The organism is Collinsella sp. AM10-26 (genome assembly GCF_003472525.1).
Lineage (GTDB): Bacteria > Actinomycetota > Coriobacteriia > Coriobacteriales > Coriobacteriaceae > Collinsella.
Genome location: NZ_QRMC01000001.1, coordinates 234,110 through 248,474 on the forward strand (window position 1 = coordinate 234,110; position 14,365 = coordinate 248,474).

10 protein-coding genes are annotated in these 14,365 nt (G+C 58.8%); 4 read left to right on the plus strand and 6 right to left on the minus strand.

Translation table 11 applies throughout. From position 1 onward, the window contains the following. Nucleotides 1-10: 10 nt before the first annotated feature. The 6 genes from DW123_RS01035 to DW123_RS01060 all read right to left on the minus strand — a co-directional run bounded on the left by DW123_RS01035 (nt 11) and on the right by DW123_RS01060 (nt 7,731). Nucleotides 11-1,393, minus strand: a complete 1,383-nt coding sequence (locus DW123_RS01035) for a family 43 glycosylhydrolase (RefSeq protein ID WP_118272974.1) — start codon at nt 1,391-1,393, stop codon at nt 11-13. A gap of 184 nt (nt 1,394-1,577) precedes the next feature. Further along, nucleotides 1,578-2,588: a LacI family DNA-binding transcriptional regulator gene (locus tag DW123_RS01040; protein WP_225093894.1), complete on the minus strand. Its 1,011-nt coding sequence runs from the start codon at nt 2,586-2,588 to the stop codon at nt 1,578-1,580. A gap of 411 nt (nt 2,589-2,999) precedes the next feature. After that, on the minus strand, nt 3,000-3,251 hold the full coding sequence (gene grcA3, locus DW123_RS01045) for an autonomous glycyl radical cofactor GrcA3 (protein ID WP_055252439.1): 252 nt from the start codon (nt 3,249-3,251) through the stop codon (nt 3,000-3,002). 85 nt (nt 3,252-3,336) lie between these two features. After that, complete coding sequence (pflB, locus tag DW123_RS01050; protein ID WP_117735726.1) at nt 3,337-5,388, minus strand: formate C-acetyltransferase; 2,052 nt, start codon at nt 5,386-5,388, stop codon at nt 3,337-3,339. A 468-nt stretch (nt 5,389-5,856) separates the two neighbouring features. Then, a complete protein-coding gene (locus DW123_RS01055) occupies nt 5,857-6,873 on the minus strand; it encodes a 2-keto-3-deoxygluconate permease (RefSeq protein ID WP_117743238.1) in 1,017 nt (338 codons plus the stop codon). Between the two features lie 108 nt (nt 6,874-6,981). Then, nucleotides 6,982-7,731, minus strand: coding sequence for an SDR family NAD(P)-dependent oxidoreductase (locus DW123_RS01060; RefSeq protein ID WP_118272975.1), 750 nt, complete (start codon nt 7,729-7,731; stop codon nt 6,982-6,984). A gap of 250 nt (nt 7,732-7,981) precedes the next feature. Between DW123_RS01060 and DW123_RS01065 the strand changes: the two genes are divergently transcribed. The 4 genes from DW123_RS01065 to DW123_RS01080 all read left to right on the plus strand — a co-directional run bounded on the left by DW123_RS01065 (nt 7,982) and on the right by DW123_RS01080 (nt 14,250). Continuing rightward, complete coding sequence (locus DW123_RS01065) at nt 7,982-8,431, plus strand: MarR family winged helix-turn-helix transcriptional regulator (protein WP_118272976.1); 450 nt, start codon at nt 7,982-7,984, stop codon at nt 8,429-8,431. Beyond that, nucleotides 8,428-10,794, plus strand: coding sequence for an ABC transporter ATP-binding protein (locus tag DW123_RS01070; RefSeq protein ID WP_117735730.1), 2,367 nt, complete (start codon nt 8,428-8,430; stop codon nt 10,792-10,794). The genes DW123_RS01065 and DW123_RS01070 overlap by 4 nt, the downstream gene beginning before the upstream one ends. Further along, nucleotides 10,794-12,650 (plus strand): ABC transporter ATP-binding protein, encoded by a 1,857-nt coding sequence (locus tag DW123_RS01075; protein ID WP_118272977.1) that lies wholly within the window; start codon nt 10,794-10,796, stop codon nt 12,648-12,650. The genes DW123_RS01070 and DW123_RS01075 overlap by 1 nt, the downstream gene beginning before the upstream one ends. A gap of 568 nt (nt 12,651-13,218) precedes the next feature. Continuing rightward, nucleotides 13,219-14,250, plus strand: coding sequence for a 3-deoxy-7-phosphoheptulonate synthase (locus tag DW123_RS01080; RefSeq protein WP_118099168.1), 1,032 nt, complete (start codon nt 13,219-13,221; stop codon nt 14,248-14,250). Nucleotides 14,251-14,365 lie beyond the last annotated feature (115 nt).

Sequence of the window (14,365 nt, forward strand, 5' to 3'; positions counted from 1 at the left end):
TTTGATGCCATTACAGAGACGCGATCGTTGCATTTGCGCACTTAAGCGTACCGTCGGTGACCGTCAGCGCCACACCCTGGCCCTGCTTATTGCAGAATCGAGCGTTAAGCGCAACATCATCGACAAAGATGGTCGCGATATCGTCGTCAACGACCAGGCGCACATGATGAGTGCCCTCGCCCTTAAAGAACAACGGACGCTCGAGGCCCATGTTGTTGACCTGGAACCACGGATACTGGGGGGCCGCCGTAAACTCGAGCTTGCCCTCACGCAGGTTGGCGCGGAACTCATAGGCAAGACCGGACTCGGCGTCCTCGGCAAGCTTCACCGAGAAGCCGGCAGCGTCACCGGCGAGCTCGATGTCGGCATCGAGCATATAGGTGGAACCGGCATCCGCGGCGAGCACCTGCTCGACCTTGCCCGACTCGCAGGAGAGCTCAAAGGCCTCGACTGCCTTAGCCTCGCCAAAGGCGCCAAGCATGCTGTCAGGAAGCTTGGTGCCGAGCGTTCCGTCGGCACGCTGAACGATCTCGAGGGGCATAAAGGTGCCACCCCACAGGTAAGAGCTGGGGTCGCCGCCCTCGTCACGCGTAGGAACCCAACCAAAGAGAACGCGGCGCTCGCCGTCAAATGCGGTACGCGCGGCATAGTACGCGCGGCCATCGAAGGAATCGTCCGCAGGAGTGATCCAAGGACCGTTGATAGAGCGAGACATGCGGTAACGGGTCTTGTTGCCATCACTGTACTCGGAGAACACCAGATACCACCAGTCGCCCATCTTAAAGAGATCAGGCATCTCGAACATGGTGTACAGGCCCGGATTCCACCAGTCGCCCTGGAACTCCCAGGTATCCAGGTCCTTGGAGGTGAACTTGACCAGACGACCGGTCATCAGACGCTTGTCCTCGCCCACACGCGTGCCGAGGATGAGCATGTACTCTTCGTTCTCCTCATCCCAAAGCACAAAGGGATCGCGCCAGTTGCGGTCATCGTAACCCTCCTGGGGCGGAAGCAGCGTCTCGGCGATGTTCTTCTCCCACTTGACGGCGTCGTCACTCGTTGCGTGAAGAAGAACCTGCTTCATCAAGCGTGCCTTGACCTTATCGCGATTGCAACCAGTGTAGAGCGCATGGTACTTGTCGCCCACCTTAAACACCGTGCCGGCATAAACATACTGGTCGACTTCCTCGTCGCCGCCACGCTCAAGGCTCTCGCCAAAGTCTTTGTAATTGACGAAGTCCTTGGTTGTCGCGAGTGCCCAGCCAAACGGCTCTCCGAAAGGTCCGGGGGTTCGCGTGTCACGCTGATGATAGAGATAGAACGTGCCGTCCTCGCCGTACGGCATGATGTCGCCTACCCAAATTCCCTCAGGCTGGTAATACACCTTGTGCATCCGAGACTTCCTTTCTCACGAGATACTAACTCGGTACAACTGCAAGATATGTCAATCGTTTTCATATGTCAAACGTTTTCACACCAATACGTCTTTTCGCAGTTCCAGTCGTCGGCAAACGGTTGACATATGCCGGCGAACGGTCATCAGAGGTGTTTGAGGAATTCTTTTGGCACGGGATGAACTACGCGGTTTTACCCTCAATGAGTTCAACGGGGAGCTTGATATTCGATTCGGGCTTTTCGCCGTTAATAAGAGCAATGATGGATTGCGCCGCGAGCTCTCCGATGCGATCGATATCTTGGCGAACGGTTGTTAAGTCAGGCATAAACGTCATAGTGCGGCGGGCACCATCCGCGCCCACGACCTTAATATCGCCCGGAGCGCTCAAGCCGCGCTGCTTCATCACGTTAAGACAGATAGCCGCCATCGTGTCGTCTCCCGCAAAGATGCCGTCAATATCGGGGTTCTCATCGAGGATCTTCGCAACGACCGCGCTCTTTTCGTCGTCGGGCTTAACGAACTCGACCTCACGGACAAGCGCGGGCAAACCGGCCTGCTCAACAACATCGAGGTAGGCATCGGTACGCTTATTGGCAGGCATGCGCATGCGGCTATTGCTGCGCAGGCACAGGATGCGCGAACACCCGTCATCGATCAGGCGACGCGTGGCAAGTTCGCCGATACTATAGCTGTCGCTCGCAATCTGAACAGAGGCCTCGCCAAGGTCGCAGTCGATACCAACCAGACTCAAACCCATCTCGGCATACGCCTCGGCACCGATATTAAGCGAGTTGACGATGACGCCATCAACCATATTGCGTCGAAGCATGTCGATATAAGAGCGCTCAAGCTCGGGTCGATTGGCGCTATTGCACAGCAGCATCTTAAAACCGTTTTCGGCCAGGGTATGCTCAATGACTTGAACCACTTGGGCATGAAACGGACTGCTGACATAGGGGACGATCATACCGATAAGATTCAGGCGACCGTTGAGCATGGCACGGGCGATATCGTTGGGCGTATAGTTGATGCGCTTCATCGCGGCATGGACCTTATCGCGGGTCTCTTGGCTAATATAGCCGCGATTATTAAGCACGCGAGATACCGTAGTAGGCGAAACCCCCGCCACCGCCGCAACTTCCTTGATGCCAGGCTTAGCCGTATCCTTAGAACGAGCACTCTCGCGAGCCATAGCACCCTCCCCCATCAACATGTCATACGTTTACATACGAACAAAGCATACCCCAACAAGAGCGGGAAGACGGTAACAGTACAAGTAAGTAAACGACTCATCCAAATAATTAGGAGAGTTCCGCCTAAAGGGTGACTACACAGGACCCAGCCAAGGCTGTTTGGGCTACCTCCCAAAATATTCCGCAGGACGCAAAGGGGCTCGCCGCACGAAGTGCGCAGCGAGCCTCTTTGCATGTCCGAGGACACCAATTTTGATTTAGCGTGGTTCCCTAAAGGGCGACAACGCAGGAGACCCGGCAAGGCCGGGAGCACTTTGTCTCGCAAACATTCCGCAGCCGCGAAGCGGCGAGGACGTTTGAGAGGCAAAGTGCGTAGGCCTTGCCGGGTCTCCGGTGGGAGTTGAGTCCCTTTAGAACTTGTTGTGGAAGGTACGCGAAATGACCTCGTCCTGCTGCTCCTTGGTGAGCGTGTGGAAGTTCACGGCGTAGCCGGAAACGCGGATGGTCAGCTGCGGATACTTCTCGGGGTGAGCCTGAGCGTCGAGCAGCGTCTCACGGTTAAAGACGTTGATGTTCAGGTGGTGGCCACCCTTCTCGGCGTAAGCGTCGAGCATGTGGACCAGGTTATCGGCCTGAGTCTCGGAAACTTCAGAAACCTTCATAATGTGTCTCCTTCGATTGATAGGCGCCGGCCGAAACCGGCGCGCCAATCAGTAATCGTTATTGTTAGTATAGCACTAACAATAGTTACTCGCCTAGCTGATCAAGGTCGATATCGCCAAAGAACACCTGGTCCTCCTTGCCGAGAGCACCCGGGATGATGGAGAAGGTGTTGGAGATGCCGTCCTGAGCATCGCGGAACGGGAGCTTGGAAACCGAAGACAGCGAGGCGATGGCGCCGAGGCTATCGCGCTTGTGCATGGGGTTAGCACCCGGGGCGAAGGGCTGGCCAGCCTTGCGGCCATCAGGCGTAGAACCGGTCTTCTTGCCGTACACGACGTTGGAGGTAATGGTCAGAACCGAGGTCGTGGGCACGGAGTTACGGTAGGTGTCGTTCATGCGGATGTACTCCATGAACTGGTGCACAACGTCGTGAGCGATCTGGTCGACGCGGTCGTCGTCGTTACCGTACTTGGGGAACTCGCCCTCGGTCTCGAAGTCGACGATGATGCCATTCTCGTCACGGACGGGGTGGACCTTGGCGTACTTGATGGCAGACAGGGAGTCAGCCACGACGGAAAGGCCAGCGATGCCCGTAGCGAACCAGCGGTGCACGTGCTTGTCGTGCAGAGCCATCTGAATGCGCTCATAGCAATACTTGTCGTGCATGTAGTGAATGATGTTCAGCGAGTTGACGTACACGCCAGCGAGCCACTTCATCATGTCGTTGTACTTTGCCACGACGTCGTCGTAATCGAGCGTGTCGCCCTCGACGGCGCGGTACTTGGGGCCGACCTGCTTCTTGGAGACCTCGTCAACACCGCCGTTGAGTGCGTACAGCAGGCACTTGGCCAGGTTGGCGCGGGCGCCGAAGAACTGCATCTCCTTGCCAATGCGCATGGAGGACACGCAGCAGGCAATGCCGTAGTCGTCGCCGTGGTAAACACGCATGAGGTCATCGTTCTCGTACTGGATCGAGGAGCTGGCGACGGAAGTCTTGGCGCAGAACTTCTTGAAGTTCTCGGGCAGACGGGTCGACCACAGAACGGTCATGTTGGGCTCGGGGCTGGTGCCCATGTTCTCAAGCGTGTGCAGGTAGCGGTAGCTCATCTTGGTAACGAGCGTACGGCCGTCGACGCCCATGCCGCCGATGGACTCGGTGACCCACTGCGGATCGCCGGTGAACAGGGCCTGGTACTCGGGGGTACGGGCAAACTTGACCATGCGGAGCTTCATGATGAAGTGATCCACGAACTCCTGGATTTGCTCCTCGGTGAAGGTGCCGTTGGCAAGGTCGCGCTCAGCGTAGATGTCGATGAACGTAGAGGTACGGCCGATGGACATAGCGGCGCCGTTCTGCTCCTTGACGGCAGCGAGGTAGGCGAAGTACATCCACTGGATGGCCTCCTGCGTGTTGGTAGCAGGCTTGGAGATATCGAAACCATAGGTCTCGGCCATCATCTTGAGCTCGCCGAGGGCACGGATCTGCTCCTGCAGCTCCTCACGATCGCGGATGTTGTCGGCAGTCATGACCGTCGGGGTGGAAGCCTTCTGGGCCTCCTTGTCCTTGATCAGGTAGTCGACACCGTACAGGGCGACACGACGGTAGTCGCCGATGATGCGGCCGCGGCCATAGCCATCGGGCAGACCGGTGATGATGTGGGCCGAACGGCAAGCGCGCATCTCGGGGGTGTAGACATCGAAGACGCCCGCGTTGTGGGTCTTGCGCTCGAAGGTGTAGCGCTCGACAACGTTCTCGTCGATCTTGTAGCCGTGCTGGCTAGCAGCCTGGCAAGCGATGCGGATACCGCCGTTGACGTGCAACGCGCGCTTGAGCGGCTTGTCGGTCTGGAGGCCGACGATGGTCTCCTTCTCACGATGGGCGTTATCGATGTAGCCAGCGGGATGGCTCACGATACCCGTGACGGTCTTGGTGTCCATATCGAGGACGCCGCCCTGCTCGCGCTCCTTGAGCAGCAGGTCGAGAACCTCGCCCCACAGCTCCTTGGTACGCTCGGTCGGGCCGGCGAGGAACGACTCGTCGCCCTCGTAGGGGGTGTAGTTCTTCTGGATGAAGTCTCGGACGTCAACCTCTCCCGTCCAGATGCCTTCCTTGAAGCCTTCCCATGCCTCCTGCATTGTGTAACCACGCTCCTAGTTACGTATTATGCGGCGCTCTCACACCGCTGCTTATTGAATTCTTGAATATTCGACCTGCATGACCGGCTTCATTCGCCTTTCATCGCGCGTTAGCGCAGGGAAAAACGTTTATTCACCTTGGTCTTGCAACCCTAAACCCAAGATTTCACCCGTCTGTGAAGGATAACATAGCCACCCCCTTCATCAGGGCTGTTATATGTTCCTTTTTTTATATCATTAGTCCTTTTTTGACAAATCCGCAGGAAACGCACGCGTCATCAGCTACCGTTCACCGAATTGTTTGATATTTCCCCTTGCCTTTATACGTCCTTCACTCTAGCTGTTATGCCAGCTTTAGCAGGGTAAAGTGTCCTAGAGACCCTTCAGAAACTGAAGGGCGGCCACGGGATTTTCCCCGCGGCCGCCCTGTGGCGTGGCTAGTTTTTTAGCTTTGATTGCCGCTTGGCATTAAGCGGCTGAGGCGGCGCTGCCGGTCGCTGCCTTGCTGTTGCTCTGCTGGCCCTGAAAATGCTTGTAGCACCAGCTGGTGACCAGCGGGGTCAAAATGGCCGTCACGATAGCGCAGGCTGCAACCTGAGCCGTAGCCGTCGCGAGCACCGCACCGCCGTACATGGCCTCGTTGACGCTTGCCATAGCGGCAGGCGTTGCCACATTGGCTCCGGCGCAGCTGGAGATTGCCGCACCTGCGACACCGGTGCCACCGGTGAGCTTATCGACCGCAACAACGGGGATAGCGAAGACCACCGAGCAGATCACGCCGAGCAGAATGCCGGGAAGACCGCCGTTGATAAGCTGACCAAAAGTCATGGTCGAGCCCATGGCAAAGAAGACGAGCACGATGATGGCGGAAAGTGCCGGTGCCATCATCTTCTTAAAGCTCGGGAAGAGGTTACCCAGAATAATGCCGACGACGATCGGCAGGATGGCGCCCACGAGCGACCAGCCGATCGGAGCCTGGCCGGCGGCGCCGAGCACGATCATCGTGACCGGAGGGCCGACAACCAGCGTGGTGATGGCGACGGCGCCACGCTCGGCCTCGTTGCCCATGGTGCCCATCAGTCCAGCGTACATAGCGTTGTTGGCACCCGTGCAAGCGGCCAGCATCACCATGGCCGAGATGCCAAACAGGTTGTCGTTGAACACATAAAGGATGAGTAGCGACACGGCGACAACCACGATCTGCTTGACGGCAATGATAATGGCACCGCGGGCAGCGGCAGCAGGAGCGCTCTTAAACGAAATCGTCGTACCGACGATGAGCAAAAAAGCGCCCACAAGCGGGCCGGCGCCCTGCTGGGTCATACCGAGCGTAAAGCTGCCGAGCGTTTTAAACAGGTCGGGGAACAGCGTGTTGAGCAGGCAACCCAAAAAAAGCGGCACCAGGATATTGGCGCCCGGGATGGAGGACATCTTAAAGAACGGCTCTTTTGTTGCCGGCGCCTCCACCGCAGTCGATTCACTCATTTATATCTCCTTTTGATGCGTGTGACACGCGGCCACACGCTCCTGAGTCAGAAAGAAGGCGACGGTCCCGAGTCGCAGGAGCCGTCGCCGAATTATCGCCGCGGGGTATTACCCGTCCAGGACGATGCCGCCGTCGCAGTCGCCGATCTCGCCGTTCACGAAGCTGGCGAGGTCGGAAGCAAAGAACAGCACCATCTGTGCAGGCTCGCTAGCCTGGGCAGCGCGGCCCAGGGGAATACCGTTGATGATGCGCTGAGAGTTCTCATCAGAGAGAATCGAGGTCATGTCGGTAAGGGTAAGCGACGGGCACACGGCGTTGCAGCGGATGCCGAACTTACCGCCTTCCTTGGCGACCGCCTTGGTTAGGCCGTTGACACCGGCCTTGGAGCTTGCGTAGGCAGCAGTGCCGAGCAGGCCGCCGCCGATCTTGCCGGCCACAGAGCTCACGTTGACGATGGTGCCGGTGTGGGCCGCCTTAAAGTGCGGGTACACGGCATTCATCATGGTAAAGGTGCCGTTGAGGTTGATGTCGATGGTGCGGCGCCATTCGGTGTCGTCGATCTCGTCGAACTTTTTGGTGCTGATGACACCGGCGCAGTTGATCAGAATGTTGGTCTGGGGCAGATCCGCGAAGATCTGCTCGACGGTCTCGCGCGCCTTGGACGCATCGGCGACATCGAGCTGGTAGAACTTGTTGCCCTCTCCAAGCTCGGCCACCGCGGCCTCGCCCTTGGCAGCGTTCCTTGCGATGAGCGCGACGTGTCCGCCGCCCGCAACGATACCCTTGGCAATCTCGAGGCCAATGCCCTGAGTGCCGCCGGTAACGATCGCGGTTTTGCCCGTGAAGTCAAATGCCATGACTCCAACCCCCTTGATTCAGGTGTCTCCTTGCGGGAAGTTGGAGCATCGCGCGTGGCGTTACTTGAGTCCCAATCGTCATGGTGGTGACAACCCCTCGCCTAACCGCGTGCATGATAATTCTTTGAAACGCTTCATCAATTGAATGATTTTAAGTCTTTATGCGCTCTTTATATTGCTCACCGCATGAGGCCCGCGTATGTGGGTATCATCTTCCACCGAAAATAGTTTCTAGTGTTAGGGGTTTTCGGTGGAAGATACCGATTTCCATGCGCTTGGGCGTCAGCTCTTTACCGAGTTTGGCAGCATGCATCAGCGCATTTCGCGCTTTGCCGACCAGGCCCTGAGCGGCGAGATGGCCGTCATGCGCGCCCTCATGCTCGCTGGTGGTTCGCTCACACCGAGCGAACTCGCTGATCGTGCCTGGGTCTCGAGCGCCCGCATCGCCAATATCCTGCGCGCTCTCGAAGCCAAGGGCTGGGTCGAGCGCGAGCACTCAAAGACCGACCGTCGTCGCGTACACGTCACGGTGACCGACAAGGGATTCAAGGATCTCGCAATCAAACGTCGGGAATTCGAGGACCGCACCGCGGCCTTCCTCGAGCAGCTCGGCGAAACAGATACCCAAGAGATGGTGCGCCTTCTTAGACGCGCCAACGAAATTATCGACCGCAATCAAGAAAGGAGAGATGCCGAGTGAGGATTCTCAAGCTCTTTAAAGAGCATATTCTGGCACTGTTCACAGCTATCGTACTTATCGTAATCAGCTGCAATGCCGACCTAGCGCTACCTACGTATATGAGTGACATCGTCGATGTGGGCGTGCAGCAAGGCGGCATCGCCTCGCCCGTACCCGACACCATTCGCGCCGAATCGCTCGATGACCTCAAGCTCTTCATGAGCGCCAAGGATGCCAAGGCTGTGGAGGCCGTGTTTAGCAAGGCGAACAAGAACGGCATTCGAACGTACAAGGGAACAGAAGATGAGCGCGCCGACGGCAGCAAGCTCGCCGATATCATGAGCCTGCCCGAGACCGTCGTCCTTTCGCTCAACCAGGGCATCGATGCCAGCTCCATGGGCGACATGATGGGCACGTCCAGTGAGAAAGATAACAGCGCCGCCCAGGCCATGCCCTCCCCCGAGCAGATGGCGGCGATGACGCCCGAGCAGCTCGCCGAAATGCAGCAGAAGGCCGCAGCGGCACAGAACATGCAAAAGCAGATTGATGCCGACGGCGGTAAGATCACCATGAAGAGCCTGCGTCTGGGCATCGAGGGCGGTCTGGTAGACCAAAGCAAGCTCGTCGAAGGTGCCAACGAGATGGCGGACAAAATGGGCTCCATGTCGGGTTCCATCGTCACGCAGCGCGCCGTGACCTACGTGCAGGACGAGTACAAGGCGCAGGGTATCGACCCCGCCGACGTGCAGAACTCCTACCTGGGCCGTATGGCGACCACGATGTTTGGCCTGTGCCTGGTGTCGCTTGTCGCCACCATCCTGACCGGCGCCGTGGCCTCGCGCACTGCTTGCTCCATCGCCCGCGACCTGCGCCGCGAGACCTTCAACAAGGTCATGCACTTTTCGCCGGCCGAGGTGGGCAAGTTTAGCCAGGCCTCGCTCATCACCCGCTGCACCAACGACATTCAGCAGATCCAGATGGCGGCGACCCTGTTCATCCGCATGTGCCTCATGGCGCCCGTCATGGGCATCGTCGCGGTCATGCGCGTCCTGGCCAACCACACCGGCCTGGAATGGACCATCGCCGTGGCCATCATCGCGGTCTCGGCCGTCGTCGGCGTGCTCATGGGCCTCACCATGCCCAAGTTCAAAAAGATGCAGAGCTTTGTGGACCGCGTGAACCTTACCGCGCGCGAGCTGCTCGACGGCCTTATGCCCATCCGCTCGTTTAACCGCGAGGAGCACGAGCTCGAGCGTTTTGACAAGGCATCGCTCGATCTGATGACCACGCAGCTCTACACCAACCGCGCCATGAGCTTTATGATGCCGCTCATGATGCTCGTCATGAACTGCATCACCGTGCTTATCGTCTGGTTTGGCGCACAAGGCGTGTCCGACGGCGTGATGCAGGTCGGCAACATGATGGCGTTTATCTCCTACACCATGCAGATCGTCATGGCGTTTATGATCCTCACCATGGTTTCGGTCATCCTGCCCCGCGCCGAGGTCGCAGCCGAGCGCGTGGAAGAGGTCATCACCTGCCCCACAAGCATCAACGACCCCGTCTCGCCCAAGCTGCCCGCGGCAAGCGCGCCGCGCGGTGAGCTCACCTTCCGCGACGTGAGCTTCCAGTACCCCGATGCCCGCGCCGATGTCATCAGCGGCGTGAACTTCACCACGCACGCCGGCCAGATGCTCGGCATCATTGGCTCCACGGGCTCGGGCAAGTCCACGCTCGTGCAGCTGATTCCGCGCCTGTACGACGTGACGGGCGGCAGCATTTCGCTCGACGGTATCGACGTGCGCGATATGACCCTTTCCGAGCTGCGCCGTCGCATCGGTTACATCCCGCAGCAGGGTCGTCTGTTCTCGGGCACCGTCGAGAGCAACCTCAAGTTTGCCGGCGATATGGTTAGTGACGAGGATATGCGCCAGGCAGCGCGCATCGCACAGGCCGAGGACTTTATCGCCGAGCGCGAGGGCGGTTACGACTCCCCCATCAGCCAGGGCGGCTCCAATGTCTCGGGCGGTCAGCGCCAGCGTCTGGCCATCGCCCGCGCCCTGGCCAAAAAGCCCGAGGTCCTAGTGTTCGATGATTCGTTTAGCGCCCTCGACTACAAGACCGACGCGCGCCTGCGCGAGGAGCTTGCCAAAAACGTCACTGACGCTGCGCTCGTGGTCGTGGCCCAGCGCATCGCGACCATCATGCACGCCGACCAGATCATCGTGCTCGATGACGGCCACGTAGTGGGCACCGGCACGCACGAGGAGCTGTTGCACAACTGCCCGGCGTACTTGGAGATCGCACAGTCGCAGCTTTCTGCCGAGGAACTGGGGCTTACCCAAGAAGAGATTGCAGCTGTTATGGAAGGAGGCGAGCGATAATGGCAGACGAGACCAAGACTCAGATTCCCAAACCCACCCGCCAGCGTGGCCCCATGGGTCGTATGGGCAGCATGGGCCGCGGCGAAAAGGCCAAGGACTTTAAGGGCACCATTCGGCAGCTGCTCGGCTATATCGGCCAACACAAGGTTGCCGTGTTTGCCGCCGTCGCCTTTGCCGTGTGCTCGGTCATCTTTAACATTGTGGGGCCCAAGGTGCTCGGCCAGGTTACGACCAAGCTGTTCGAAGGCCTGGTTGCCAAGGTCAACGGTACCGGCGATGTCGACTTTAACTGGATCGCCAAGACGCTCGGCTTTTTGCTCTGCCTGTACCTGGCGAGCTCTGCCTGCAGCCTGATCCAGGGCTGGCTCATGACCGGCGTTACGCAAAAGATCTGCTACCGCATGCGCAAGGAGATCGCCGCCAAGATCGCCGTCGTACCGATGAGCTACTTCAACGGCCACAGCAAGGGCGACGTGCTCAGCCGCATTACCAACGACGTCGATACGCTCGGCCAGTCGCTCAACCAGAGCGTGACGCAGCTCATCACGTCCATCACGCAGATTATCGGCGTACTCGTCATGATGCTGTCGATCAGCCTGCCGCTCACCGGCGTCACCGTGCTCACGCTGCCGGCCGCCGCGATTATCTTGATGGTGATGATTCACTTCTCGCAGCCGTACTTCCGCGAGCAGCAGCAGGTCCTGGGCACCGTCAACGGCATTATCGAGGAGGACTTTGCCGGCCAGAACGTCATTCAGGTGTTCGACCGCGCCGAGGCCTCGATCGAGGAGTTCGATAAGGAGAACGACCGTCTCTTTATTAGCGGCTGGCGCTCGCAGTTCCTGTCGGGCCTGATGATGCCGCTTATGAGCTTGGTGGGCAACATGGGCTACGTGGGCGTCGTCGTGGTGGGTGCGCAGCTCGCGCTGACCGGCAATGCCACGCCTGGCGATATTCAGAGCTTTATCCAGTACGTTCGCAACTTTACTCAACCCGTGCAGCAGCTGGGCAACGTGAGCAACACGATGCAGTCGATGGCCGCCGCCACCGAGCGCGTCTTTGAGTTCTTGGCAGCGCCCGAGGAGGAGCAGAAGGTCGACGCACAGATCTCCGAGAAGCGCCCTGGCCACGTGGAGTTTGACCATGTCAAGTTTGGCTACACGCCGGACAAGACCATCATCCACGACTTTAGCTGCGAGGCGCAGCCCGGCCAGACCATCGCCATCGTCGGTCCCACCGGCGCTGGAAAGACCACGCTCATCAAGCTGCTGCAGCGTTTCTACGATGTGGACGACGGTTCGCTACGCGTCGAGGGCATCGACGTGCGCGACTGGGACCGCGCGGCACTTCGCGGCGAGTTTGCCATGGTGCTGCAGGATACCTGGCTGTTTAACGGCACCATCCGCGAGAACATCCGCTACGGACGCCCCGACGCGAGCGATGCCGAGGTCGAGGCAGCTGCACGCGCAGCGCGCTGCGATCACTTTATCCATACGCTCGCCGGCGGCTACGACTTTATGATCAACGAGGAAGGTACCAACCTGTCGCAGGGCCAGCGCCAGCTCGTGACCATCGCCCGCGCCATTTTGGCCGACCGCCCGGCGCTGATTCTGGACGAGGCGACATCCAACGTGGATACCCGCACCGAGGAGCTCATTCAGCGCGCCATGGATGCGCTGATGCAGGGCCGTACCAGCTTTGTCATCGCGCATCGCCTGTCCACGATCCGCAACGCCGACGTGATCTTGGTAATTCGCGACGGCGACATCGTCGAGAAGGGCACGCACGATGAGCTGCTCGCCCAAGGCGGCTTCTACGCCGACCTGTACAACTCGCAGTTCGACGAAGCGGCGTAAATTCTGCCGCAGGGAACGAATAACGCCCGAGAACGGGGGCGCAGGGCAACCTGCGCCCCCGTTTTGTGTCCTTTGGGCCTCGAAACGCCTCCCCTGGAACCTGATTGACGCTCTCCCTCAAGACCCCGTGGGCAAAAAATGGCAAATATGAGTACTGTCACCTTTTTAGTAACAGCCAAAACTGCCCCAAACGTCGTCTTTGCGGCCTAGATATGCCTTCAAATTGATCAAAACGCCCGGTAGCATGCTTCTGCGTGCCAACGTTAATGAACATATCTACTGTTGTGTCTAATATCTTATAAGGTCGATATGATACTAAGCTAGCAACAGTACTCATATTTGCCATTTTTTGTCCACGGGGTATGCCACAGAAGATCCAACTTGCTCCAGCATGTCGTACGCCGGCCCCCCTTCCGGCGAGTGCCGACATTTCCCCAGATAAAACCGACCGAAATAAACCTGTCCCTTTTCGGTAGGTTTCGCTTGCACTTTAGCGTGCGACAGCGGATAATGCCGAGCATTCGAGAATTCGCCAATTGTTGCCGTTAATTGATAAAGGAGGCCCCGTATGGCCATGGAATTCAAACGCAGGCTGCCGATCCCCATGGAGATCCGCGAGGAAATGCCGCTTTCCGCCGAGCTTACTGCCAAGAAGCAGGCATTCGATGCCGAGGTCGCCAAGGTCTTTGCCGGCGAGGACGCACGCAAGGTGCTCATCATTGGCCCGTGCTCTGCCGATCGCGAGGACTCGGTGCTCGAGTACATGAACCGCCTGGCCAAAACCGCCGAGGACGTCAAGGACAAGCTCATCATCATCCCGCGTGTTTACACCAACAAGCCGCGCACCAAGGGCACCGGCTACAAGGGCCTGCTGCACAACCCCGACCCCGAGGCGCCCGATGACCTGCTCGAAGGCGTTAAGGCCATCCGCCACATGCACCTGCGTGTCATCGAGGAGACCGGCTTCTTTACCGCCGATGAGATGCTCTACCCGTCGAACTACCAGTACCTCATCGACCTGCTGAGCTATGTCGCCGTGGGTGCGCGCTCGGTTGAGAACCAGGAGCATCGCCTGGTATCGAGCGGCATTTCGGTGCCTGTGGGCATGAAGAACCCCACCGCCGGCTCTACCACCGTAATGCTCAACTCCATTTACGCCGCGCAGGCGCACCAGAGCTTCATCTTCCGTAACTGGGAAGTCGAGTGCGATGGCAACCCGCTCGCACACGCCGTCATGCGTGGCTACATCGGTCTCGACGGTCGCACCTACCCCAACTACCACTACGAGCACCTCGAGCGCTTGGCTGAGCGCTACACCGAGCATGCCGGCTATGCCAACCCGGCGGCGGTCATCGACTGCAACCACGACAACTCAGGTAAGCGCCCGCTGGAGCAGTACCGCATCTGCAAGGAGGTGCTCGACAGCTGCCGCCGCAACGAGTCCATCTCCAAGCTGGTCAAGGGCTTTATGATCGAGTCCTACCTTGAGGACGGCAACCAGCCGGTTGACGGCGGCGTCTTTGGCAAGTCGATTACCGACCCGTGCCTGGGCTGGGAAAAGACCGACTACCTCATCCACGAGATCGCGGAGCGTGTTTAGTTACGCGGGCCGCATTTGAGACAATCTGACGTTCAACTTCAAGGGCGCGACCAGAAGGTCAGCGCCCTTTCGTTTCACGTCACCTTGTCTCAAATGCGACCCGCTCGCTCATATG

Excerpts from the sequence above, each read along its gene's own strand:
- DW123_RS01055 (WP_117743238.1), bottom strand. The coding sequence starts at position 6,873 with ATGAGTGAATCGACTGCGGTGGAGGCGCCGGCAACAAAAGAGCCGTTC.
- DW123_RS01080 (WP_118099168.1), top strand. The coding sequence starts at position 13,219 with ATGGCCATGGAATTCAAACGCAGGCTGCCGATCCCCATGGAGATCCGC.
- DW123_RS01035 (WP_118272974.1), bottom strand. The coding sequence starts at position 1,393 with ATGCACAAGGTGTATTACCAGCCTGAGGGAATTTGGGTAGGCGACATC.
- DW123_RS01075 (WP_118272977.1), top strand. The coding sequence starts at position 10,794 with ATGGCAGACGAGACCAAGACTCAGATTCCCAAACCCACCCGCCAGCGT.
- DW123_RS01060 (WP_118272975.1), bottom strand. The coding sequence starts at position 7,731 with ATGGCATTTGACTTCACGGGCAAAACCGCGATCGTTACCGGCGGCACT.
- grcA3 (WP_055252439.1), bottom strand. The coding sequence starts at position 3,251 with ATGAAGGTTTCTGAAGTTTCCGAGACTCAGGCCGATAACCTGGTCCAC.
- DW123_RS01040 (WP_225093894.1), bottom strand. The coding sequence starts at position 2,588 with ATGGCTCGCGAGAGTGCTCGTTCTAAGGATACGGCTAAGCCTGGCATC.
- pflB (WP_117735726.1), bottom strand. The coding sequence starts at position 5,388 with ATGCAGGAGGCATGGGAAGGCTTCAAGGAAGGCATCTGGACGGGAGAG.